General features: G+C 69.3%; 19 protein-coding genes, 2 tRNA genes and 1 pseudogene. 8 read left to right on the forward strand and 14 right to left on the reverse strand.

The features are described from left to right. Positions 1 to 299: 299 nt before the first annotated feature. The 13 genes from AC3WLN_RS19480 to AC3WLN_RS19540 all read right to left on the reverse strand — a co-directional run bounded on the left by AC3WLN_RS19480 (position 300) and on the right by AC3WLN_RS19540 (position 11,326). A complete protein-coding gene (locus AC3WLN_RS19480; RefSeq protein ID WP_492484024.1) occupies positions 300 to 1,055 on the reverse strand; it encodes an NUDIX hydrolase in 756 nt (251 codons plus the stop codon). After that, complete coding sequence (locus AC3WLN_RS19485; RefSeq protein WP_492484026.1) at positions 1,000 to 1,491, reverse strand: DUF983 domain-containing protein; 492 nt, start codon at positions 1,489 to 1,491, stop codon at positions 1,000 to 1,002. The genes AC3WLN_RS19480 and AC3WLN_RS19485 overlap by 56 nt, the downstream gene beginning before the upstream one ends. Positions 1,492 to 1,530: 39 nt before the next feature. After that, positions 1,531 to 3,840, reverse strand: coding sequence for a ribonuclease R (rnr, locus tag AC3WLN_RS19490; RefSeq protein WP_492484028.1), 2,310 nt, complete (start codon positions 3,838 to 3,840; stop codon positions 1,531 to 1,533). A gap of 145 nt (positions 3,841 to 3,985) precedes the next feature. Beyond that, complete coding sequence (locus tag AC3WLN_RS19495; RefSeq protein WP_492484030.1) at positions 3,986 to 4,324, reverse strand: hypothetical protein; 339 nt, start codon at positions 4,322 to 4,324, stop codon at positions 3,986 to 3,988. 73 nt (positions 4,325 to 4,397) lie between these two features. After that, a complete protein-coding gene (locus AC3WLN_RS19500) occupies positions 4,398 to 4,976 on the reverse strand; it encodes an NADPH-dependent FMN reductase (RefSeq protein WP_492484032.1) in 579 nt (192 codons plus the stop codon). 82 nt (positions 4,977 to 5,058) lie between these two features. Beyond that, the gene (locus AC3WLN_RS19505; protein ID WP_492484034.1) at positions 5,059 to 5,778 is read right to left on the reverse strand and encodes a cytochrome c biogenesis CcdA family protein; all 720 of its coding nucleotides are present in this window, start codon (positions 5,776 to 5,778) and stop codon (positions 5,059 to 5,061) included. A gap of 9 nt (positions 5,779 to 5,787) precedes the next feature. Further along, a complete protein-coding gene (locus tag AC3WLN_RS19510; protein ID WP_492484036.1) occupies positions 5,788 to 6,195 on the reverse strand; it encodes a thioredoxin family protein in 408 nt (135 codons plus the stop codon). A 35-nt stretch (positions 6,196 to 6,230) separates the two neighbouring features. Continuing rightward, entirely contained in the window at positions 6,231 to 6,836 is a 606-nt protein-coding gene (locus AC3WLN_RS19515; protein ID WP_492484038.1) for a rhodanese-like domain-containing protein, read from the reverse strand. Beyond that, on the reverse strand, positions 6,814 to 7,629 hold the full coding sequence (locus tag AC3WLN_RS19520; RefSeq protein WP_492484057.1) for a quinoprotein dehydrogenase-associated SoxYZ-like carrier: 816 nt from the start codon (positions 7,627 to 7,629) through the stop codon (positions 6,814 to 6,816). The genes AC3WLN_RS19515 and AC3WLN_RS19520 overlap by 23 nt, the downstream gene beginning before the upstream one ends. 225 nt (positions 7,630 to 7,854) lie before the next feature. Continuing rightward, a complete protein-coding gene (locus AC3WLN_RS19525; RefSeq protein WP_492484040.1) occupies positions 7,855 to 8,517 on the reverse strand; it encodes a hypothetical protein in 663 nt (220 codons plus the stop codon). A gap of 256 nt (positions 8,518 to 8,773) precedes the next feature. Then, on the reverse strand, positions 8,774 to 10,186 hold the full coding sequence (gene glnA / locus AC3WLN_RS19530) for a type I glutamate--ammonia ligase (RefSeq protein WP_492484042.1): 1,413 nt from the start codon (positions 10,184 to 10,186) through the stop codon (positions 8,774 to 8,776). A 320-nt stretch (positions 10,187 to 10,506) separates the two neighbouring features. Next, positions 10,507 to 10,968, reverse strand: coding sequence for a GNAT family N-acetyltransferase (locus AC3WLN_RS19535; RefSeq protein ID WP_492484044.1), 462 nt, complete (start codon positions 10,966 to 10,968; stop codon positions 10,507 to 10,509). Positions 10,969 to 10,987: 19 nt separating this feature from the next. After that, positions 10,988 to 11,326 (reverse strand): P-II family nitrogen regulator, encoded by a 339-nt coding sequence (locus tag AC3WLN_RS19540; protein WP_003600526.1) that lies wholly within the window; start codon positions 11,324 to 11,326, stop codon positions 10,988 to 10,990. 206 nt (positions 11,327 to 11,532) lie between these two features. On the opposite strand from AC3WLN_RS19540, the gene AC3WLN_RS19545 reads away from it, so the two are divergent. Continuing rightward, complete coding sequence (locus AC3WLN_RS19545; RefSeq protein ID WP_492484050.1) at positions 11,533 to 13,035, forward strand: NAD(P)H-hydrate dehydratase; 1,503 nt, start codon at positions 11,533 to 11,535, stop codon at positions 13,033 to 13,035. Here AC3WLN_RS19545 and AC3WLN_RS19550 read toward each other — a convergent pair. After that, positions 13,032 to 14,231 carry a multicopper oxidase family protein gene (locus AC3WLN_RS19550; RefSeq protein ID WP_492484052.1) on the reverse strand — a complete coding sequence of 400 codons (1,200 nt, stop codon included), beginning with the start codon at positions 14,229 to 14,231 and terminating at the stop codon, positions 13,032 to 13,034. The genes AC3WLN_RS19545 and AC3WLN_RS19550 overlap by 4 nt on opposite strands. A 429-nt stretch (positions 14,232 to 14,660) precedes the next feature. Between AC3WLN_RS19550 and AC3WLN_RS19555 the strand changes: the two genes are divergently transcribed. From AC3WLN_RS19555 to AC3WLN_RS19585, 7 genes and pseudogenes are all read left to right on the forward strand, one after another. Continuing rightward, positions 14,661 to 14,745, forward strand: a tRNA-Leu gene (locus tag AC3WLN_RS19555). A 174-nt stretch (positions 14,746 to 14,919) separates the two neighbouring features. Further along, a complete protein-coding gene (gene tig / locus AC3WLN_RS19560; RefSeq protein WP_292495038.1) occupies positions 14,920 to 16,356 on the forward strand; it encodes a trigger factor in 1,437 nt (478 codons plus the stop codon). Positions 16,357 to 16,488: 132 nt separating this feature from the next. After that, positions 16,489 to 17,115 (forward strand): ATP-dependent Clp protease proteolytic subunit, encoded by a 627-nt coding sequence (locus tag AC3WLN_RS19565; RefSeq protein WP_026176059.1) that lies wholly within the window; start codon positions 16,489 to 16,491, stop codon positions 17,113 to 17,115. Between the two features lie 222 nt (positions 17,116 to 17,337). Then, positions 17,338 to 18,609 carry an ATP-dependent Clp protease ATP-binding subunit ClpX gene (clpX, locus tag AC3WLN_RS19570; RefSeq protein ID WP_055955375.1) on the forward strand — a complete coding sequence of 424 codons (1,272 nt, stop codon included), beginning with the start codon at positions 17,338 to 17,340 and terminating at the stop codon, positions 18,607 to 18,609. A gap of 258 nt (positions 18,610 to 18,867) precedes the next feature. Then, complete coding sequence (lon, locus tag AC3WLN_RS19575; RefSeq protein ID WP_492484055.1) at positions 18,868 to 21,294, forward strand: endopeptidase La; 2,427 nt, start codon at positions 18,868 to 18,870, stop codon at positions 21,292 to 21,294. A 156-nt stretch (positions 21,295 to 21,450) separates the two neighbouring features. Continuing rightward, positions 21,451 to 21,526 (forward strand) — tRNA-Val (locus AC3WLN_RS19580). A 377-nt stretch (positions 21,527 to 21,903) separates the two neighbouring features. Next, a pseudogene (locus AC3WLN_RS19585) lies at positions 21,904 to 22,137 on the forward strand (IS481 family transposase); the annotation flags it as partial.

The following is a 22,137-nucleotide window of genomic DNA, read 5'->3' on the forward strand; positions in this document are numbered from 1 at the left end:
GGGGTGGAGCAGCCCGGTAGCTCGTCAGGCTCATAACCTGAAGGTCACAGGTTCAAATCCTGTCCCCGCAACCAAACACACAGCCCAAACCACAAAGCCCGCCCCGGTTAAAACCAGGGCGGGCTTTCGGCGTTCAGGGGCCGTAAACGACTAGCGCAACCAAGACGTAAAGAAATAAATCAGCAGGATGATGGGGATCGGTATGCCGATCAGCCATAGTAAGCCGCCCTTCAACATCGAATGGTTCCTCCCTCACGATCTGTTGTTCACCAACGGTGCCGGGAGGAAAGCGGTTCCCTCTACAGGGTTTCTCGCTGCGGCTTACCGCCGCGTTCGTAGTAATACGGAATCGTCCGGTAGGGCGCGAAGCCGCCCTTGGCCTGCGCCTCGAGATCGTCGAGGATGACCCGGGTGATCCGGGGCAGGTCGAGGGCACGGGCCTCGGAAAAGCTCACCCAGGCGAGTTCCACGAGTTCGGAATCCGGTGAGACGACGCCCGGAACCTCGTGGGCGATGGCCGTGCGGTCCGCCGCGAAGAAGCGGGTGTCGAACCGGCGCGGGCGGCCCGGTGGGGTGATCGCCCGGGCGACGAAGTGCAGGGCTTCGAGATCCGGCAGCACGGCCGCTTCGCGGAAGGCGGTCCAGGTCCCGGCCGGGGCGCTGTCCGGTGGGCCGTACTCGCGGGTCCCCAGGAGGAGGCCGGTTTCCTCGTAGGTCTCGCGGATCGCCGCGAGGGCGAGCACGCGGCCGAGGCCTTCGCCGCCCCGCGCCACCTTCGCGGCGAGCGCGTCGTTGCTGCGCGTTGGGAGCGCGCCGGCCACCGGCATCTGCCGGTCGCTCGGTTCGATCCGGCCGCCGGGAAACACGAACTTGCCGGGCATGAAGGCGAGGCCGGGATGCCGGCGGCCCATCAGGACCCGCAGCGCGCGCTTGCTGCGGTCGAGAAGGATCAGGGTCGCGGCGTTGCGCGGCCGGAGGGCCGCCTTGCGGGCCGGTGCCTCAGGCGGGACCGTATCCGGCGGCTCGGTCGGTCGCACGCCCGTCGCCTGGTCCATGCGGCTTCTCCTCGCCCTGCGGCCCCGTCGCGGCCCTTGGCACCGGTAGCTTGGCGAAGCCGTGCATGCCAAGCGCATATTGCAGCCCGACCACCGCGCCCTTCACCGGCTGCAGCAGCGCCAGCGAGGCGAGCAGGGTGACGATGGGCCAGAAGCTCAGCTGAAACCACAGCGGTACGTCGTAGTTCGTCTCGGTTTCCAGCAGGAAGTATCCGACGATGTGGCCGACGATGAAGATGACGATGTAGGGCGGCAGGTCGTCGGCCCGGTGATGCGCCAGTTCGAGGTCGCAGACGTCGCAATGCGGCCGGACCTTGAGGAACTTGCCGAAGATCCGGCCCGTGCCGCAATGGGGGCAGCGCCCGAGGAATCCGCGGGCCATGGAGCGCAGGAGCGGCGTGCGTTCGCCCTGGCCCGGCGCGGCGGTCTCGGTCATCTCGGCTCCTCGCATGGCCTCCAGCCTAGACCCTTCGTCTCAGCGACGCGAGCCGCGAAGGCGCGACCCGGTGTTGCGGATGCCCGGCGGACGGCCGGGCGCGCCGGGCTTGCGCACCGAGCGATTCGGCCCGGGCCAAGTACCGCGTTCCGGCCGCGCATGTCCCTCCGAGAGCAGCTCGAAGCGCAGGGCCCCGGCCACCGCGGCCGCCTCCACGAGGCGGACCTCGACCCGGTCGCCGAGGCGGTGGGTCTCCCCCGAGCGCTCCCCGACCAGGGCGTGCCGGGCCTCGTCGTGACGGTAGTAATCGGCGCCGATGGTCGAGATCGGCACGAAGCCGTCGGCCCCGGTCTCGTCGAGCTTGATGAACAGGCCGGAGCGGGTCACGCCGGAGATCTGGCCGGTGAAGGTCGCGCCGACCCGGTCGGCGAGGTGGTGCGCGATCAGGCGGTCGATGGTCTCGCGCTCGGCCGCCATGGCCCGGCGCTCGGCCGCCGAGATCTGCTCGCCGATCTGGTCCAGCGCCGCCACGGACATGTCCGAGGACAGGCCGTCCGCACCGAGGCGGCAGGCGGAGATCAGGGCCCGGTGCACGATGAGGTCGGCGTAGCGGCGGATCGGCGAGGTGAAGTGCGCGTAGCGCCGGAGATTGAGGCCGAAATGCCCGAGGTTCTGCGCGGCATAGACCGCCTGCGCCTGCGAGCGCAGCACGACCTCGTTGATGAAGACCGCGTGCTCGGTTTCCGCCACGCTGGCGAGGATGCGGTTGAACAGGGCCGGGCGCAGGATGCCCTCCTTCGGCAGCTTGATGCCGATGGAGGCGAGCACTTCGCCGAGCGCCCGCATCTTCTCCAGGGCCGGCTCGTCGTGCACCCGGTAGATCAGGGGCTGGCGCGCCTGTTCCAGGGTCTCGGCCGCCGCGACGTTGGCCTGGATCATGAACTCCTCGATGAGCCGGTGCGCATCGAGGCGGGCCGGCACCACCACGCGGTCGACCGCCCCGTCCGCGTCGAGCAGCACCTTGCGCTCGGGCAGGTCCAGGGCCAAGGGCCCGCGTGCGTCGCGGGCCCGGCGCAGGGCGTCGTAGGCGGCCCAGAGAGGGCGCAGCACGGGTTCGAGCAGGGGATTGGTGACGTCGTCGGCGAAGCCGTCGATGGCGGCCTGAGCCTGGGCGTAGCTGAGCTTGGCCCGCGAGCGCATCATCACGCGGTGGAAGCTGTGCCGGCGCTTGCCGCCCTCGGCGTCGATCACGATGCGGACCGCCAGCGCTGGCCGGTCCTCGGCCTCGCGCAGGGAGCAGAGGTCGTTGGAGATCCGCTCCGGCAGCATCGGCACCACCCGGTCGGGGAAATAGACCGAGTTGCCGCGCAGGAGCGCCTCGCGGTCGAGGGCCGAGCCCGGGCGTACGTAGGCGGCGACGTCGGCGATGGCCACGGTGACGACGAACCCGCCTGGATTGGCCGGGTCGGGATCGGGGATCGCCATTACGGCGTCGTCGTGGTCCTTGGCGTCCGGCGGGTCGATGGTCAGGAGCGGCGCGTCGCGCCAATCCTCACGCCCGTCGAGGCTTGCGGGCACCACGGCGTCGGCCTCCGCCAGGGTGGCGGCAGAAAAGACGTGCGGGATGTGGTGGAGATGCAGGGCGATCAGGCTGACCGCCTTCTCCGAGCCCAGGGAGCCCAGGCGCTCGCGCACCCGGCCCTGGGGGAGGCCGAAGCGGCTCTCGCGCTGAAGGGTGACGCTGACGAGGTCGCCGTCGCGGGCCTCCCCCTCTTCGCCGGCGGGAATCGCGACCTCGCGCCCCTGCGCCCGCTTCTCGACGGGGATGATGCGCCCGCCCTCGGGGCCGGCACGGTAGATGCCGATGATGTCGGACTTGTTCTTGCCCAGGACCTTGATGACGCGGCCGATGTAGCGGCCCGGCTCGCCCGCGCTGGCCTCGACCCGCATCAGCACGCGGTCGCCGATGCCCGGCGCCGGCTGGCCCGGGCGCTTGCCGCCACGCGGCGCGGCGACGGTGATCTTCGGGGCGGCGCCGTTGCCGATATCCCACTCGGCCGGGCTCGCCAGGAACTCGCCGTCACGGTCCCGGGCGGTGATGTCGGCGAGCACCACCGGCGGCAGACGGCCGGACGGCGCGAGCCCCCCGCGCCCGCGGGCGATGGCGCCGTCCTCCTCGATCTCCTTCAGGATGCGCTTGAGGCCGATGCGGTCGGCCCCCTTGATGTTGAAGGCCGCCGCGATCTCGCGCTTGCCCACCGTCTCGGGGGAGGCGGCGATGAAGGCGAGGATCTGCTCGCGGGAGGGAAGGCCGGCGGCGCCGGGATTGGGGTTGATGCGTTTTGCCAAGGGATCCGGCTCGCTGCGCGGGCGCGAGGCCATACGCGTGAAGGACGTGTCGCGCCGGGCGCGGGAGCGCGGCCCGGCGACTGTTCCCTAACATGGGCGCCGGACGCCGCCCCGGCAACGGCGCCGGCCCGGCCCTCAACATGGTTCAGCCGGTGGCGGCGGACTTGCGCAGGCGCTCCACGGCTGCGTCCACGTCGAAGTCGCGCGTCGTGAGTTCGGCCAGGCTGAACGGGCACAGGGCCGGGAAGCCGAACTCCACCTGCGCCTCGGCCTCGCGATATTCGGGGGCCTCGGCTTCGCGCACCCCCAGGGTCCAGAAGCCTTCGATATTGAGGCCTTCGGTTCCGGCCGGGTCCGTGGCGAGCTTCGCCTGACCCTGTCGGGCCGCCTCGCGCCAGAGGGCGCTGGCCCGGTCGTCGGACATCAGGGCGGCCCGCACGAGGTTGGCGAGGAGCGTGCGAAGTTCCGTGGCGGTCTCGGACATGAAGGGCGCTCGGCGCGAGGGATCGGTCCGCACCGAGGGGCAAGCCTCACGCCAGAGAGGGCCGCGGCCTGGCTCAGTAGGGCGTTCCCGTCGCCCGCCGGGCCTGCAGGGCCTCGGCGTACCAGACCAGCTCGTCGAGGAACCGTTTGGCGGCCTTCGGCAGCCACTCGTCCTGGGCCGCGCCGGCTTCGTCGAGGGCCTTGCCGATGCGGGGAATCGGCAGGAGCGAGGGGATGCTCGAGGCGCCGAGTTCGGCCAGCATCGCCCGGAGCTGCATCGCCGCGCGCACGCCGCCGTACTGGCCGGCCGAGTAGCAGACAATGCCGGAGGGCCGCCAGGAATACTCCTCCAGGAAATGGTCGAGGGTGTTCGAGAGGGCGGGCGGGATCGAATGGTTGTATTCGGCCGAGACGACGAGGAAGGCGTCCGAGCGCCGGTACAGCGTCGCCAGGTCTTCGAGGACGGCCGGCGCCTCGCCCTTCGGGTACTCCTTGTACATCCGGTCGAGGAGGGGGAGCTTCAGCTCGGCCGGGTCCACCAGCGGCGCCTCGATGCCGCGGCTCTCCAGCTCGCGGATGACGAAGCGGGCGGCGCGCAGGCCCTGACGGTCGGCGCGGACGGAGCCGAGGATGACGGGAACGACGAGGGACATGGGACGACCTCCGTGGAATGCCCGCCCTGGATACGCCGGGGTGCCGACGGCCTCCAAGTCCGCCGCCTGGCAGGCTGCGCCCTCAGAACCGCGTCGTCAGCCGGGTGAGCCAGTCGGGGGAGGCCTCGACGAGGGCGGTCTCCAGGGCCTTGTCGATCCCGAGCAGGATCGCGAGGCCGGTCAGGGCGAGGACGAGGCCCAGGGCCGCCTTGAGGCCCTTGCCGAGCCCCATCATCCGGTCGCGCCAGCCGACCAGGGTCGCTCGCGACAGGGTTCCGAGGATGACGAGGGGAAGGGCCGCGCCGAAGCCGAACAGCACCATGGTGAGGGCGACCGCGCCAAGGTCGCGCCCCTGCGCGGCGAGCAGCGAGGCGGCACCGAGGGTCGGCCCGACGCAGGGGCTCCAGACCGCGCCGAGGAGGAGACCGACGCCGAACTGGCCTGAGAGGCCGGCGGTGGAGTGCCCGCCGAAGCGCGCTTCCGTCCAGTTGCTCACGGGACCGGCGGCGACGGCGAGCCGCGTCTGCGCCGCCGGCAGCATCAGCACGAGGCCGAGCAGGATCATCAGGATGGCGGCACCCATCCGGAACAGGCCGGTGTCGAGCCCGAGGCCGAAGCCGATCGTGGCCACGAACAGGCCGATCGCCACGAAGGAGAGGGCGAGGCCCGCGGCCAGCGCCAGGGGTCCGAGGCGGTGCTCGGAGGCCGCGGCGCCGAGGACCAGCGGCAGCAGCGGCAGCACGCAGGGCGAGAGCACCGACAGCAGGCCGGCGAGGAAGGCCAGTCCCAGGCTCGTGCCCATGGACTCGCCCTAGAGGGTCTTCTCGACGAGGCCCTCGATCCATTCAGGCTGGGTCTCGCCCACGGAGCGGCCGGTCTCGGTCTCGCCCTTGAAGGCGATCAGCGTGCTCTGCATGCGGGCGTTGAACTGCCTGAGCACGTCCTTCCGGGTATCGAAGTCGACGTCGAAGATGACGAGGTCCTTGAAGCGGGGCTGCTCGGCGAGCTTGGCCAGGATCGGCTTCTGGGTCTTGCAGATCGGGCACCAGGGCGCGCTCACCTCCACGAGGATCGGCTTGCCCGCCTTCTGCGCGGCCGCGAAGGCCTCTTGGGTGTAGGGCACGCTCTCGGCGGCGCGGGCCGGCCCCGCCAGGGCGAAGGGCGCGAGGGCGAAGGGAGCGAGAGCCAGGAGGGCGAGGAGCGAGCGGCGGTACAGCATGGAAGGCCTTGCCTCGGCTTGGTGGGAATCGGGCTTCAGGGCCCGGCGCCATTTCCGGCGCGTCGCGTCCAGGTGTCGTCGGGGCGGAGCGCCGCGGTGTCGTGCCGCTCCTGCCAGCCCTCGATGCCCTCGGGATACCAGTGGACGTTCCGGTAGCCGAGCCCGACGAGGCGCTTGCCGAGGTTCCAGCTGCCCCAGCAATCCGGGTGACAGTAGGTGACGATCGCCCGGTCCCGGTCCCCCTGCGTGAGGGCTGCGACCCGATCGGCGAGGGCGGCCTGCTCCGGCGCCGAGAGAGTCCCCGATCCGGCCCCCGGCAGCCAGGTGCTGTCCGGGATGGCTCGGTGGATCGGCCGCCACAGGCGCCCGGCCGGCGGGTTCGGCGGCGTCGGGTCGGCCTCCGACACGTCGATCAGCACCGCCGATCCGCTCGCGATCAGGGCGTCGAGGGCGGGCCCGTCCAGGACCGTGGCGCCCGCCAGGGTCTTCGGCGTGTAGCCCTGGAGCGCGCCCTCCCAGAGGCCGGCGGGCTCGGGCACGTCCACCGGCGAAACGGCCGGGGCGGCCGCGGCGAGGACCGACGTCGCGAGGACGACCGCCACGGCGCGGCGGAGGCGCTCAGTTGCTGGCGGCCGGCGCATCGAAGCTGTGCTCCCAGCGTCCGCCCTGGTTGTCCTGCGTCACCACCGTGACCGGGCCCTGGCCCTCGGGCAACATGGCGAAATTGATCACCGGATTGGCCGAGATCGAGATGTCGCCGTCCATGACGAAGACGTTCTTGTCGCCCCGCGCGACGCTGATCCGGTTGATGTAGCGGGCGGGCGTGTACTCGCGGCTGACCTGGTTCATCTGCAGGCCGGTGAAGTTCGGGTGGCGGATCATCAGCGTCGCGGCGATGGGCTTGCCCGGGCTCGCGTCGGCGAATTTCAGGCGCATGTCGCCCATGTCCTGCATCGCCTCCGCGTCGGTCATGCCCATCGGGGCCGAGCAGCCGCCGGAGGCCTTCACGAACTGGGTGGTCTGCACCAGCGTGCCATCCTTGGTCTCAGCGACCGCGTGGACGTTGGTGTAGGTGTTGACCCGGATGCGCAGCTTCAGCGCCTCGGGATCGGCGGCGGGGCCGAAGGTGAAGTGCGCGGCCAGCGGCGCCGGGTTGTCGTCGATGACGAGGTAGAGGCCCTTGATCCGGTCCTTGTCGGCGATCGTCAGGGTGAGGGGCACGAGGGAGGCGTCGCTGGCCCGGTCCGGCAGGTCCATCTTCACCAGGGGCCGTGCGGTCTCGACCGTGCGGTCGCCGAAGATCGACTGGCGCAGGTCCGCCCAACGGGCATCGCGTTCGGCGACGTCGTCGCCCGCCGCGGCCCAGGCGCTGCCGGACCCGGCCAGGGCCGCGAGGAACAGGCCGGCGGTCAGGCCGGCGGCGCGGCGGGACATCCGCATGGCGTTTCACTCCTCGCACGATCGTGCAGGCCGTCTCGCGGGAGCGGCGACCTTTCCAGTCTGCTTACGCCAATGCGTCGCGAAAGTCCGCGTTTGGATCGCGGGGGGCGGAGATATCTTGCGCAAGTTTGCGTGACGAGGCGCCCGGCCGTTCAGGGCGTCCGGTCCGTCGAGCCATCGCTGGTTGCCGCCGGTTCGGTATCGTCGCGTTGCGTACCCTCACCAGAGCGAGAATTCCGTGCCGAAATCGGTGGTCTTCACACGCTCGCAGGTCTGCGGCTCCGCCCGGCAATCGGCCCTGGGCTTCAGCGCGAGGGTGCCGTCCGGTACCGTCTCGAAGGTCAGGAGCACCGCGGGCTCGTCGCCCTTGGTGTAGGCGAGGCCGACTTCGAAGCGGACGAAGTCGAACCGGTCGCGATCGGCATAGACGATGAGGTCTCGGGAGACGGATTCGCCGGGGTTGAGATCGGAAGGCTCGCTCCCCGTCTCAGTGGCGCCGGCGAAGAGCCGGCCCTCCCGCAGGATCGCCGTGCCGAGACCCGCGAAGCCGTAGGCGCGCGCCGTGGTGGTGCGATCGGCGCGTGTCGGTCCGCCGTCCGCCTTCGGGTGGGACTCCCCGTCGAAGCGCACCCGTACCCCGGTGACGTTGTAGACGAGGCCGAGCACGCGCACGCCGGTTTGTCCGACGTTCTTGCGCGTCACGGTGGAGCGGATGGCCACGTGCCCGTCGCGCTCGCCCGCCCGCACCAGGCTCGTCGTCACCGAGACGGCGGGGGGCTCCAGGGCCGGCTTGATCCGCGCCTCGTAGATGAAGGTGTAGACGGCCCAGGCGCCGGCCGCGAGGATCGCCAGGGTCTGCACCAGGGCGTTGGCGCGTTCCACGCGGTCGCTCCGCCGGGATCGGTGAGGTTCGTCGTCCGTCTGCATCTCGGGTCCCGGCCGTCACGTCGGGGCGGCAAGCCCGTCGGCGGGATCATGGTTCCGTCGGCCCCGGTGCGGCCGGCGGCAATGGACGCCGGACCGCCCGGTCCCGGACCAGGGCAGGTCGCCGGACACGCGAAACGCCGGAGCCCCTCGCGAGGCCCCGGCGTTGCGCCGTTGTCCGGTGAGCCGGGCCTGACGCCCGGCTCGGTCGCTCTCAGAGCGAGTAGTACATCGTGAACTCGACCGGGTGCGGGGTCATCTCGTAGCGCATGACCTCGGTCATCTTCAGTTCGATGAAGGAGTCGATCTGGTCGTCGGTGAAGACGTTGCCGGCCTTGAGGAAGGCGCGGTCGCGGTCGAGGTTCTGCAGCGCCTCACGGAGCGAGCCGCAGACGGTGGGGATCTTCTTCAACTCGCGCGGAGGCAGGTCGTAGAGATCCTTGTCCATGGCCGCGCCCGGATCGATCTTGTTGATGATGCCGTCGAGGCCGGCCATCAGCAGGGCCGAAAAGGCCAGGTAGGGGTTCGCCATCGGGTCGGGGAAGCGGACCTCGACGCGCTTGGCCTTCGGGTTCGTCGTCCACGGGATGCGGCAGGAGGCCGAGCGGTTGCGCGCCGAGTAGGCGAGCAGCACGGGGGCCTCGTAGCCGGGCACCAGGCGCTTGTAGGAGTTGGTCGACGGGTTGGTGAAGGCGTTGAGCGCCTTGGCGTGCTTGATGATGCCGCCGATGTACCAGAGGCATTCCTGGCTGAGGTCGGCGTACTTGTCGCCGGCGAAGAGCGGCTTGCCGTCCTTCCAGATCGACTGGTGCACGTGCATGCCCGAGCCGTTGTCGCCGTAGACGGGCTTGGGCATGAACGTCGCGGTCTTGCCGTAGCTCTGGGCGACCTGATGGATGCAGTACTTGTAGATCTGCATGTGGTCGGCGAGCAGCGTCAGGGTGTCGAACTTCATGCCGAGCTCGTGCTGGGCCGAGGCGACCTCGTGGTGGTGCTTCTCGACCTTCACGCCCATGGACTGCATGGCGGCCAGCATCTCGCCGCGCATGTCCTGCGCCGAATCCTGCGGCGGCACCGGGAAGTAGCCGCCCTTGGTGGCGACGCGGTGGCCGAGGTTGCCGCCCTCGTAGTCGGTGAAGCCGTTGGTCGGCAGCTCGGTCGAATCGAGCTGGAAGCCGGTGTGGTACGGGTCGGCGCCGAACTTCACGTCGTCGAACACGAAGAACTCGGCCTCGGGGCCGACATAGATGGTGTCGCCGATGCCGGTGGACTTGAGGAAGGCCTCGGCCAGCTTGGCTGTGCCGCGCGGGTCGCGGCTGTAGGGCGCGCCCGTGGAGGGCTCGAGCACGTCGCAGACGATCGACATGGTCGAGGCGGAGAAGAACGGGTCCATGCAGGCGGTGGCCGGGTCCGGCATCAGCAGCATGTCGGATTCGTTGATGGCCTTCCAGCCGGCGATCGACGAGCCGTCGAACATCGTGCCTTCGGAGAACATCTCGTCGTCGATCAGCGAGACGTCGAACGTGACGTGCTGCCACTTACCGCGCGGATCGGTGAACCGAAGGTCGACGTACTTGACGTCGTTGTCCTTGATTTCCTTCAGGACGTCGGCTGCAGTCTTGGCCATCCTTGGGGGTCTCCTTCATGTCTCGGCCCGTTGCGGCCGTGGTTTTGCCGCAGCGGGCACCGGCGCGCCGCAGAGCGGAAGGGTCTTAGCCGTCGAGCGTCTTGGGCGTCGAGCGTTTAGCGCAGGTGGAGCGTCCGGGCCAGCGCAATTTCGCAGGCTCCGACATCGGACGGCCGCGAGAACAAACGCAAAAACAGAAACTTAGAACTGTCTCTCGGCCCGCTTGGCCGGGCCGGAACCTTGGTCGGGCCGGAGTGCGGTGGGCGTGCGGTGATGGAACCGCGCGTCCGCGACGGGGGCGTCTGGGTCGCAAGACCCCGTCAGGTCTGCAGGACCTTCCGCATCTGAACGCAGTCGGCCGCGTATCCGACGAGTTCGTCGGCGTCCCAGGTGAAACGGTGCCAGCCGGTCGACTCATAGAAGCCGACGGCATCGGGGGCCGCGTTCACGTGGAGGGTCCGAATGCCGAGGTCTCGGGCGAGTTGCTCCACCGCCCCGTCGAGGCTGCGGCCGAGCCCCTGGCGCTGGCGCTCCGGCAAGATCGCCACGAGGCGCACGATCCCGGTCCCGTCGCGGCGATCGTCAAGCCGTACCACGCCGAGCGAGGTCGCGCCGTCGGTCAGGAGCAGGGGATGGTGGTGGGGATGCCGGTCGTCCGGGTGGTTCCGGTCGTAATCCGTCCGGCCCCGCGGTACCCAGAGGACGGCTTGTCGGAGCCAGTGGAAATCCTGCCAGTCCTGTGGATCGCAGACCGGCTTCAGCCAGGGGGCGGTCTGTGCCACGGGGGCGCGGTCGACAGGCTCAGATCGCGTCGGTGCCGGTCTCGCCGGTGCGGATGCGGATGGCTTCCTCGATGGTCGAGACGAAGATCTTGCCGTCGCCGATGCGTCCGGTCTGGGCCGATTTGCGGATCGCCTCCACGGCGCCCTCCACCAGAGCGTCTGACAGAACGATCTCGAGCTTCACCTTGGGCAGGAAGTCGACGACGTATTCGGCGCCCCGGTAGAGCTCGGTGTGGCCCTTCTGGCGTCCGAAGCCCTTCGCCTCGATCACGGTGATACCCTGGAGGCCGACCTCCTGAAGGGCTTCCTTCACCTCGTCCAGTTTGAAAGGCTTGATGATCGCTTCGATCTTCTTCATGCCGGGCGGGCCTGACCTCGATGCTGCTTGATCCATCGTTGGTATCATCGCCGTCCGGCCTTCGCCACGCCGATTTATCGGGTCGGGCTGGAAAACTGCACAACAACTATGCACGCACAGCAAATCGTTTGGGCGAATGGCGGACGTGACGCCGTTTCGTGAGCCTCCAACGGGCAGCCCCGCGTGAAGCACCAGAGGAAATCCCGATGACCACCCTGCGTCTGCTCAAGGTCGAGGCGATGCGCCGGGTCGATGCGGCTGCCATCGCGGGCGGAACGCCCGGAATCGCCCTGATGGAGCGGGCCGGGGCCGCCGTGGCGGAGCGCGCCCGTGCGCTGGCCGGGGCAGGCGGGCGCATCCTCGTCCTGTGCGGGCCGGGCAACAACGGCGGCGACGGCTACGTGGCCGCCCGCCGCCTCGTCCAGGCCGGCCATCCGGTCGATCTCGCCGGGCTGGTGCCGGCCGAGGGACTGTCCGGGGATGCGGCGGAGGCGGCCAGGGGCTGGAGCGGGCCGGTCCTCGCGCTTTCGGAGATCAGCGACCTCGCCGCCTACGGCCTCGTGGTCGACGCTTTGTTCGGCGCAGGCCTCGCGCGCGATCTCGACGGCGCGGTCGCGGCCCTGGTGGACCGGCTCGGACGGGCCGCTCGTCCGGTGCTGGCGGTCGACGTGCCGAGCGGGATCGACGGGGATACGGGCGCGGTGCGCGGCGTCGCGGTCCGGGCGACCGAGACCGTCACCTTCGTGGCCCTGAAGCCCGGACATCTGCTCCAGCCCGGGCGCGCCCATTGCGGTGCCCTGCACGTCGCCGAGATCGGCACCGGCGCGGACGCGCTGGAGGCGGGCCTCGCCGGGGATGCGCCGCTCTGGCGCAACGGGCCGGACCTCTGGGGCGCCGCCTTCCCGCGGTTGAGCGCCGCGAGCCACAAGTACACCCGCGGCCACGCCCTCGTCCTGTCCGGCCCCGCCACCCGCACGGGGGCCGCCCGGATGGCTGCGCGCGCCGCGCTCCGGGTCGGCGCCGGCCTCGTCACCCTGGTCTCGCCGCGTTCGGCCCTGGCGGAGAACGCCGCCCACTGCACCGCGATCATGCTGCGCGCCTGCGACAGCGCCGACGACCTCGACGACCTTCTCGTCGACGAGCGCCTGAACGTGGTCCTGGCCGGGCCGGGACTCGGGGTCGGCGCGGCCACCCGCGACCTCGTGGCGGTGGCCGCAGCGGCCGGCCGCACCCTCGTCCTCGATGCCGATGCGCTGACGAGCTTCAAGGGCCAGGCCCGCCTCCTGGCGGCACACCTCTCCGACGGCGCCTCCGCCGCGGTGCTGACCCCGCACGAGGGCGAGTTCGCCCGCCTGTTCGAGGGCACCAACGCCATCGACCCGGAGGTGGGCAAGCTGGAGCGCGCCCGGCGCGCCGCCGCCCTGGCCGGGGCCGTCGTGATCCTGAAGGGCGCCGACACGGTCGTCGCCGCCCCCGACGGCCGGGCCGCGATCAACGATCACGGCACGCCCTATCTCGGCACCGCCGGGTCCGGCGACGTCCTCGCGGGCCTCGTCGCCGGTCTGCTCGCCCAGGGCATGGACCCGTTCGAGGCCGCCGCCGCGGCGGTCTGGCTCCACGGCGATGCCGGCCTGCGCCACGGGCCCGGCCTGATCGCCGAGGACCTTCCCGAGAGGATGCCCGAGGTTCTCCGCGCGCTGCTGGCTTAGGTCACCTCGAACAGGGTCCAGAGCCCGGTGTCGAAGCGCTCCAGCACCGTGGCGCTGAGGAGCCAGCGTCCCGGATTGTCGGCCTTGAAGGCGATCCGCGCCGTGCGGCCTTCGAGGAGCTGGAAGGTGTCGAGCCAGTAGGGCTCCCAGCCGTCGTCGAGGGGGTGGAGCAGGCGGAAGACGTGGCCGTGCAGGTGCAGCGATTGCGGGAAGGCGGTCTCGTTCCGGATCGCCAGCACCACCACCTGGCCGCGCTTCACCGAGAAAAGCGGCGCCATTCCGGCCGTGCCGGGCGCGCCGTTGACCGACCAGATCCGGTTCGGGTCCCCGGTATAGACCGGCTCGGCGGCGGGCTTGTCCTTGTCCAGCCGGGCTCCGCCCGTGAGGGTGATGTCGCGCCGGACGGCGTTCTGCAGCTTCACCTCGGCCGGCAGCAGCGGGTTGTCGCCGATCTTGGCGATCGGCGGCCGCCGCGGCGCGGCGGATTCGCCGCTGAGTCCCAGGGTGGCGAGCGCGATGCCGTTGCCGATCAGCGCCGTGATCGTGCCCGTGGCGCCGGCCTCGGTCGGCATGTCGAGCATCAGGTCGTAGCGCGTGCCGGGCGGGAAGGGCAGGGTGGCCCGCAGCGGCTCGAAGGTGTCGGTGGGCTGACCGTCCACCGCCAGCACGTAGACCTTCACGCCGTCGAAGCGGATGCGGGTGCCGCGCGCGTTGCAGGCATTGCCGAGGCGCAGGCGCAGGCGGCTGCCGGGCCGGACGGTGATCGGGGCCGGCACCGGCACGCCGTTCAGGGTCACGAGGCTGCCGAGGCGCCCGGAGCTCGCGGCGAAGATCGGCTGGCCGAAGGGCAGCAGCGCGTTCGCCTCGTCGAGCCGCCAGTCCTGCATCAGCAGGGTCAGGTCCTGGTCCACCGCCGGGGGCCTGGTTTCCTCGACCACCAGGGTGCCGGCGAGGCCGCGGCCCGAGGGCTCGCTCGATCCGCCGACCACCAGGGGACGAATCAGGAAGGTGCCGGCATCCGGCGGCACGAAGGCGTAGGTGAAGTCGGCCCCCGGGGCGATCGGCGCCTGGGTGACGCCGCCGACGCCGTCCATGGGGTTCTGGTTGCGCACCCCGTGCCAGTGCAGGCTGAGGGGCTTGTCCGTCCTGTTCTCGACCTTCAGCCGCGCCGTCTCGCCGAGGCGGATCCGCACCACCGGGGGCGCCGTCTGGCCGTCGAAGCACCAGACCGGCGTCGCGGTCGCCGGCTCGGGCTTCAGGCGCAGGGTGCCGGGGGCGGCGACCAGTGTCCGGACGGGGCCCGCCGTGGCCCTGCTGCCCCGCGACGCCGCCCAGGAGGGCGCGGCGCGAGGCCGAGACGGGATCGTTCGGGACGAGCGATCGGGTGTTCGGCAAGGGACCTTGCGGCATGGAACCTCGGCGTCGGGGAAGGACGGGACCGGGCGCGCGAGCGTCCGGGCGCCGCTTGTAGAATGCGGATTCGACGGACGCCAAATCGGCGTCGGGGCCGGCTGTGCCGGCCTGGAACGATCCGGGGCCGGCCCCGATTTTTTTGCTGCGGCCCGTGGCGCGCGTGCTATAGGACCCCGCTCTGGCGGCGGAAAGCGCGCCGGGCGTTGGCGCTTGCGGGCGTGGCGGAACTGGTAGACGCGCTGGATTTAGGTTCCAGTGTCGCAAGACGTGGGGGTTCGAGCCCCTCCGCCCGCACCAGTCCATCGCCGTCGGGAACGGATTGGCTCCATGCGATGGCCGGTCGGCCCGCCGCAGGCAGCCGGCCCCCGGCGGCGCATGAATCCGGCGCCGACCTCGTGGGGCCCGCAGGGGCGGGCCGCGAGGAACCAACCGAATTTGCGCGATCACACGGACGACAGCGGAAAGACGACCATGCAGGTGACCGAGACACTCTCCCAGGGGCTGAAGCGCGAGTTTCAGGTCCTGCTCGCCGCGAACGAGCTCGAGGAGCGGCTGACCAGCGAGCTGTCGACCCTCAAGGACAAGGCCCAGATCAAGGGCTTCCGTCCCGGCAAGGTGCCGGTCGCGCACCTGCGCAAGCTCTATGGCCGCTCGGTCATGGCCGACGTGCTACAGAACGCCGTCAACGAGGCAAACCAGAAGATCGTCTCCGAGAACAACCTCAAGCTCGCCCTCGAGCCCAAGATCGAGTTCCCCGGCGAGAAGTCGATCGTCGAGCGCGCCCTCGATGCCAAGGACGACGTCTCCTTCAACGTCGCCCTCGAGGTGCTGCCGACCTTCGAGCTCGTCGACCTGTCCGACGTCAGCCTGACCAAGCAGGTGGCCAAGCCCTCCGACGAGGAGGTCGACGAGGCCATCACCCGTATGGCGTCTTCCAACCGCGCCTTCGCGCCCCGCGAGGAGGGTGCCGCCGCCGAGACCGGCGACCGCGTCACGATCGACTTCGTCGGCCGCATCGACGGCACCGAGTTCGAGGGCGGCACGGGCGAGGGCATCGACCTGGAGCTCGGCTCCGGCTCGTTCATCCCCGGCTTCGAGGACCAGCTCGTCGGCGCCAAGGTCGGTGACAAGCGCGTCGTCAAGTCGACCTTCCCGGAGGCCTACGGCGCCGCCCACCTCGCCGGCAAGGACGCCGAGTTCGACGTGACCGTCACGGCGATCCAGGCGCCGGGCGAGACCAAGATCGACGACGAGCTCGCCAAGACCTTCGGCATGGAATCCCTGGAGAAGCTCAAGGAGGCGGTCTCGACCGCCATCGGCAGCGACTTCGAGGCGCAGTCCCGCCGCAAGCTCAAGAAGGACCTGCTCGACGCCCTCGACACCAAGTACGCCTTCGAGCTGCCCCCGAGCCTGGTCCATCAGGAGTTCGCCGCGGTCTGGGCCCAGGTCGAGCAGGACCTGAAGACCCGCGAGAAGACCTTCGAGGACGAGGGCACCACTGAGGAGAAGGCGACCGCCGAGTATCGCAAAATCGCCGAGCGTCGCGTCCGCCTCGGCTTGGTGCTTGCACAGGTCGGTGAGACGGCCGATATCAAGGTCTCGGACGACGAGGTGAACCAGGCGCTGATCGCCCGGGTGCGGCAGTATCCCGGCCAGGAGCAGCAGGTCTGGGACTTCTATCGCAAGAACGCCCAGGCGCTCGCCGAGCTCCGTGCGCCGATCTTCGAGGAGAAGGTCGTCGACCACGTGCTCGCGCAGGTGAAGCTCACCGAAGAGCCGGTCTCGAAGGAGGCGCTGTTCGCCGACGAGGACGACGCCGAGGGCAAGTCCGAGACGACGGGCGAGACCAACGAGTCGGCCTCGACCGGCACCGACGAGGGCCTGCCCGCCGTCGCCAAGGCCGACTGAGCCCGGCTGCTCCCACGAGGGCGGCGGGCTCGAGAGTAAGGCGATGTTCACCATCGCCGTAGTTCGCTGAAACGTCCGGTGCGCGCCCGATTCGCGGCGCGGCCGGACCCCTTGTAGCTGGGGCACGTGATGATGAGAGATCCGGTCGACTATTATAACAGCGCGCTCGTGCCCATGGTGGTCGAGCAGTCGAGCCGCGGTGAGCGTGCCTTCGACATCTACTCGCGCCTGCTGCGCGAGCGCATCATCTTCCTCACCGGCCCGGTCGAGGATTACGGCGCGTCTCTGATCGTCGCGCAGCTGCTGTTCCTCGAGGCCGAGAACCCCAAGAAGGAAATCTCCTTCTACATCAACTCGCCGGGCGGCGTCGTGACCTCCGGCCTGTCGATCTACGACACCATGCAGTTCATCCGCTGCCCCGTGACCACGCTCTGCGTCGGCCAGGCCGCGTCGATGGGCTCGCTGCTCCTCACCGCCGGCGAGCCCGGCCACCGCTTCGCCCTGCCGAACGCCCGGATCATGGTCCACCAGCCCTCCGGCGGCTTCCAGGGCCAGGCCACCGACATCCTGATCCATGCCCGCGAGATCGAGGCCCTCAAGAAGCGCCTCAACGAGATCTACGTGAAGCACACCGGCCGCGACTACGACACCATCGTCCAGGCGCTGGAGCGCGACAACTTCATGACGGCCGATGCCGCCAAGGAGTTCGGGCTCATCGACGAGGTGATCCAGAAGCGGCCCGAGCCCGCCGCCGCCTGAACCCGACCGGGACCGCCGGGCCGTCCGGCCCGGCGCGTCGTTTCGAGGCGGAGCGCTTTTTCCCGGCCCGCCTTGATCCCGTCGCGGTCGCGTGCTTGCATCGCCAGTCTGATCGAAGCCGGCAGATGCGCGCAGGTGACTGTTTCTTTAGGCGGACGCCATTAAATTCGAAGGATGCGTGTGCGCCCCGGACCGGCGCCATGCCCGCGAACGGAGACCGATATGAGCAAGACTGGCGGCAACGACTCGAAGAGCACGCTGTACTGCTCGTTTTGCGGCAAGAGCCAGCACGAGGTCCGCAAGCTGATCGCGGGCCCGACGGTGTTCATCTGCGACGAGTGTGTCGAACTGTGCATGGACATCATCCGCGAGGAATCGAAGTCCTCCCTGGTGAAGTCGCGCGATGGGGTGCCGACCCCGAAGGAGATCCGCCGGGTCCTCGATGACTACGTCATCGGCCAGGACTTCGCGAAGAAGGTTCTCTCGGTCGCGGTCCACAACCACTACAAGCGCCTCGCCCACGCCTCGAAGCACAACGACGTCGAGCTGGCGAAGTCCAACATCATGCTGATCGGGCCCACCGGTTCCGGCAAGACGCTGCTGGCCCAGACCCTGGCCCGCATCCTCGACGTGCCGTTCACCATGGCGGACGCCACGACCCTCACCGAGGCCGGCTATGTCGGCGAGGACGTCGAGAACATCATCCTCAAGCTGCTCCAGGCCTCCGACTACAACGTCGAGCGGGCGCAGCGCGGCATCGTCTACATCGACGAGATCGACAAGATCTCGCGCAAGTCCGACAACCCGTCGATCACCCGCGACGTCTCGGGCGAGGGCGTGCAGCAGGCGCTGCTGAAGATCATGGAGGGCACCGTCGCCTCCGTGCCTCCGCAGGGCGGCCGCAAGCATCCGCAGCAGGAATTCCTGCAGGTCGACACCACCAACATCCTGTTCATCTGCGGCGGCGCCTTCGCGGGCCTGGAGCGGATCATCTCGGCGCGCGGCAAGGGCACCTCGATCGGCTTCGGCGCGACCGTGCAGGCCCCGGACGACCGCCGCACCGGCGAGATCTTCCGCAACGTCGAGCCCGAGGACCTGCTGAAGTTCGGCCTCATCCCCGAGTTCGTCGGCCGCCTGCCCGTGCTGGCGACCCTGGAGGACCTCGACGAGACCGCCCTGAAGCGGATTCTACAGGAGCCCAAGAACGCCCTGGTCAAGCAGTACCAGCGCCTGTTCGAGATGGAGAACGTCGACCTCACCTTCCAGGAGGAGGCGCTCTCCATGGTCGCCCGCAAGGCGATCGAGCGGAAGACCGGCGCCCGCGGCCTGCGCTCCATCCTGGAGACCATCCTGCTGGAGACGATGTACGACCTGCCGGGCCTCGAGTCCGTCGAGCAGGTGGTGATCGGCCCCGAGGTGGTCGAGGGCAAGGCCCGGCCGCTCTACATCCACGGCGACCGCAACAAAGAAGCCCCGGCCAGCGTCAGCGCCTGAGGCCCGGTCCGGGTCTCGTCAGGTCTGGGTGGTGCCTCGGGGCGGATGCTTGAAAACATCCGCCCCGATTTCCATCTGAAGCCTCAGCGCGATGGCCGCACGCTCACCATCTGAGGTGCGGTGTCCCGTCACCAGCCGCACAGTACAAGACCGTTTCCCAAAACACTTCCGACCCCCTCGCGGCCCGGTCGGCCCCTGGCAGGATGCTTGCTCCGGAGGAGGAGCGGCTGCCCGGCGTCCATCATGAGGAAGTCCGATATGACTCAATCGAAATCGCGCCAGCCCGTCGTTCCGGGCTCGACGGGCTCCTACGCCGTCCTTCCCCTGCGCGACATCGTCGTGTTCCCCCACATCATCGTGCCGCTCTTCGTCGGCCGCGAGAAATCGATCCGCGCCCTCGAAGAGGCGGTCCGCACCGACCGGCACATCCTGCTGGCGACGCAGATCAACGCCAGCGAGGACGATCCCTCGACGGACGCGATCTACAAGATCGGCACCCTGGCCAGCGTGCTGCAGCTGCTGAAGCTGCCCGATGGCACCGTGAAGGTGCTGGTCGAGGGCGCCGGCCGCGCCAAGATCGCGCGCTTCACCAAGTCCGACACCTACTACGAGGCCGAGGCCGAGACCCTGACCGACGAGCTCGGTGACAGCGTCGAGGCGGAAGCCCTCGCGCGCTCGGTCATCGCCGAGTTCGAGAACTACGTGAAGCTCAACAAGAAGATCTCCCCCGAGGTCGTCTCCGCGGTGACCCAGATCGACGAGCCGTCGAAGCTCGCCGACACGGTCGGCTCGCACCTCGCGGTCAAGATCGCCGACAAGCAGGCGATCCTTGAGATCCCCACGGTGGCGCAGCGCCTCGAGCGCGTGCTGTCGCTGATGGAGAGCGAGATCTCCGTGCTCCAGGTGGAGAAGCGCATCCGGACCCGCGTGAAGCGGCAGATGGAGAAGACCCAGCGCGAGTACTACCTCAACGAGCAGATGAAGGCGATCCAGAAGGAGCTGGGCGATTCCGAGGACGGCAAGGACGAGCTTGCCGAACTCGAGGAGAAGATCGAGAAGACCAAGTTCACCAAGGAAGCCCGCGACAAGGCGGTGGCGGAGCTCAAGAAGCTGCGCCAGATGTCGCCGATGTCGGCCGAGGCGACCGTGGTGCGCAACTACCTCGACTGGATGCTCGGCATCCCGTGGGGCAAGCGCTCGAAGATCAAGAAGGATCTCCTCGGCGCCCAGGTCATGCTCGACGAGGACCATTTCGGCCTCGACAAGGTGAAGGAGCGGATCGTCGAGTACCTCGCCGTGCAGCAGCGCGCGAACAAGCTCACGGGCCCGATCCTGTGCCTCGTCGGTCCTCCGGGCGTCGGCAAGACCTCGCTGGGCAAGTCCATCGCCAAGGCGACGGGTCGCGAGTTCGTGCGCATGTCGCTGGGCGGCGTGCGCGACGAGGCCGAGATCCGCGGTCACCGCCGGACCTATATCGGCTCGATGCCCGGCAAGATCGTCCAGTCGATGCGCAAGGCGAAGACCTCCAACCCGCTCATCCTGCTCGACGAGATCGACAAGATGGGCATGGACTTCCGGGGCGACCCGTCGGCCGCCCTGCTGGAGGTGCTCGATCCGGAGCAGAACGCCACGTTCAACGACCACTACCTGGAGGTGGATTATGACCTCTCGAATGTGATGTTCGTCACCACCGCCAACACGCTGAACATCCCCGCGCCCCTGATGGACCGCATGGAGGTGATCCGCATTGCCGGCTACACCGAGGAAGAGAAGCTCGAGATCGCGCGCAAGCACCTGATCCCGGGCGCCGTGAAGAAGCACGGTCTCGACGCCAAGGAGTGGCAGGTCGACGATTCCGGCCTGCTGATGCTCATCCGCCGCTACACGCGGGAGGCGGGCGTCCGCAACCTGGAGCGTGAGATCTCGAACCTGATCCGCAAGGCGGTGAAGGAGATCCTCATCACCAAGGTGAAGGCCGTCGCCGTCACCGAGGAGAACCTGCCGGTCTTCCTCGGGCCGCCGAAGTTCCGCTACGGCGAGATCGACGAGGAGGATCAGGTCGGCGTGGTGACGGGTCTGGCCTGGACCGAGGTCGGCGGCGAGCTGCTGACGATCGAGGGCGTCATGATGCCCGGCAAGGGCAAGATGACGGTCACGGGCAACCTGCGCGACGTGATGAAGGAGTCGATCTCCGCCGCGGCAAGCTACGTCCGTTCGCGGGCCGTCGATTTCGGCATCGAGCCGCCGCTGTTCGACCGTCGCGACATCCACGTCCACGTTCCCGAGGGGGCGACCCCGAAGGACGGTCCCTCCGCCGGCATCGGCATGGCGACCGCGATCATCTCGACGCTGACGGGCATTCCGGTGCGCCGCGACGTGGCGATGACGGGCGAGGTCACCCTGCGGGGTCGCGTGCTTCCGATCGGCGGCCTGAAGGAGAAGCTGCTCGCCGCGCTGCGCGGCGGCATCAAGACGGTCCTCATTCCCGAGGAGAACGCCAAGGACATCGCCGAGGTGCCCGACAGCGTAAAGAACGGGATGGAGATCATCCCCGTCTCGCGGATGGACCAGGTGCTCCAGCACGCCCTGGTCCGCGTCCCCGAGCCGATCGAGTGGGAGGAGCCGGCCCCGCCGGTCCGCCCGGTCATCGCCGAGGACGATTCCGCGACGGTCATCGCCCACTAGAGGCGTCGGGATTCTGACCTGAGACGAGGCCCCGGCACACAAGCCGGGGCCTTTTCCGTGCCCGGGCTCCGAGGCCCCGCCGCGGGAGGGGGTTGCGCCCCCCCCCCCGCTTCCGTTACGAAGCGTCGCGCCCCGCGAGACGCAGGGCAGCGGGTCGGGCGGTTAGCTCAGTTGGTAGAGCGTCTCCTTTACACGGAGAGGGTCGGGGGTTCGAGTCCCTCACCGCCCACCATATAAATCAACTAACTAACTTCGATTTATTCCGGCTGCGCTTCCCGAAAATACGATTGGGAAGCGCATGGGAAACGAATGTGATGCTCAGGCTGGTGCATCGCGCCTTGTCATCTCATGATCGGCAGCCAGCCCAAATTGGAAGGTCATATCCCGACCGCTGATGGAATGTCACCCAACCGGCTAGCTTCGGGCTGAGCTGATTGAGAGGATCAGCGAGGACCGGAGGAGCCGAACATGCGGCAACATTAGAAGACGAGCGCGGAGCAGGTTCTGCTTCAGCTGCGCCAAATCGAGGTTCAGACAGCCTAGGAGTTTGATCCTGCGGTGTAGTGGTACGGTTGACCACCATGCTGCGAGGGATTCGCTAGGGGCCAAATTCTGTACGACAGCGCCCGCACGACGGAGGCGGTCCGTCGCGCCATACAGCGACGTCAAGAGAGCGGGAGAGCCGCCGCCAGGCGCTACGGCGTCGGCCCGACGACGATCCAGAAGTGGCGAACTCGGCAGACGTCAGCCGATGCCGCCATGGGGTCGAAGGCGCCGCGCTCGACGGTCCTGACGCCGGAGGAGGAGGCAATCGTCCAGCGGCACACCCTGCTGCCGCTGGAC

This window comes from Methylobacterium sp. FW306-05-D (assembly GCF_058782155.1).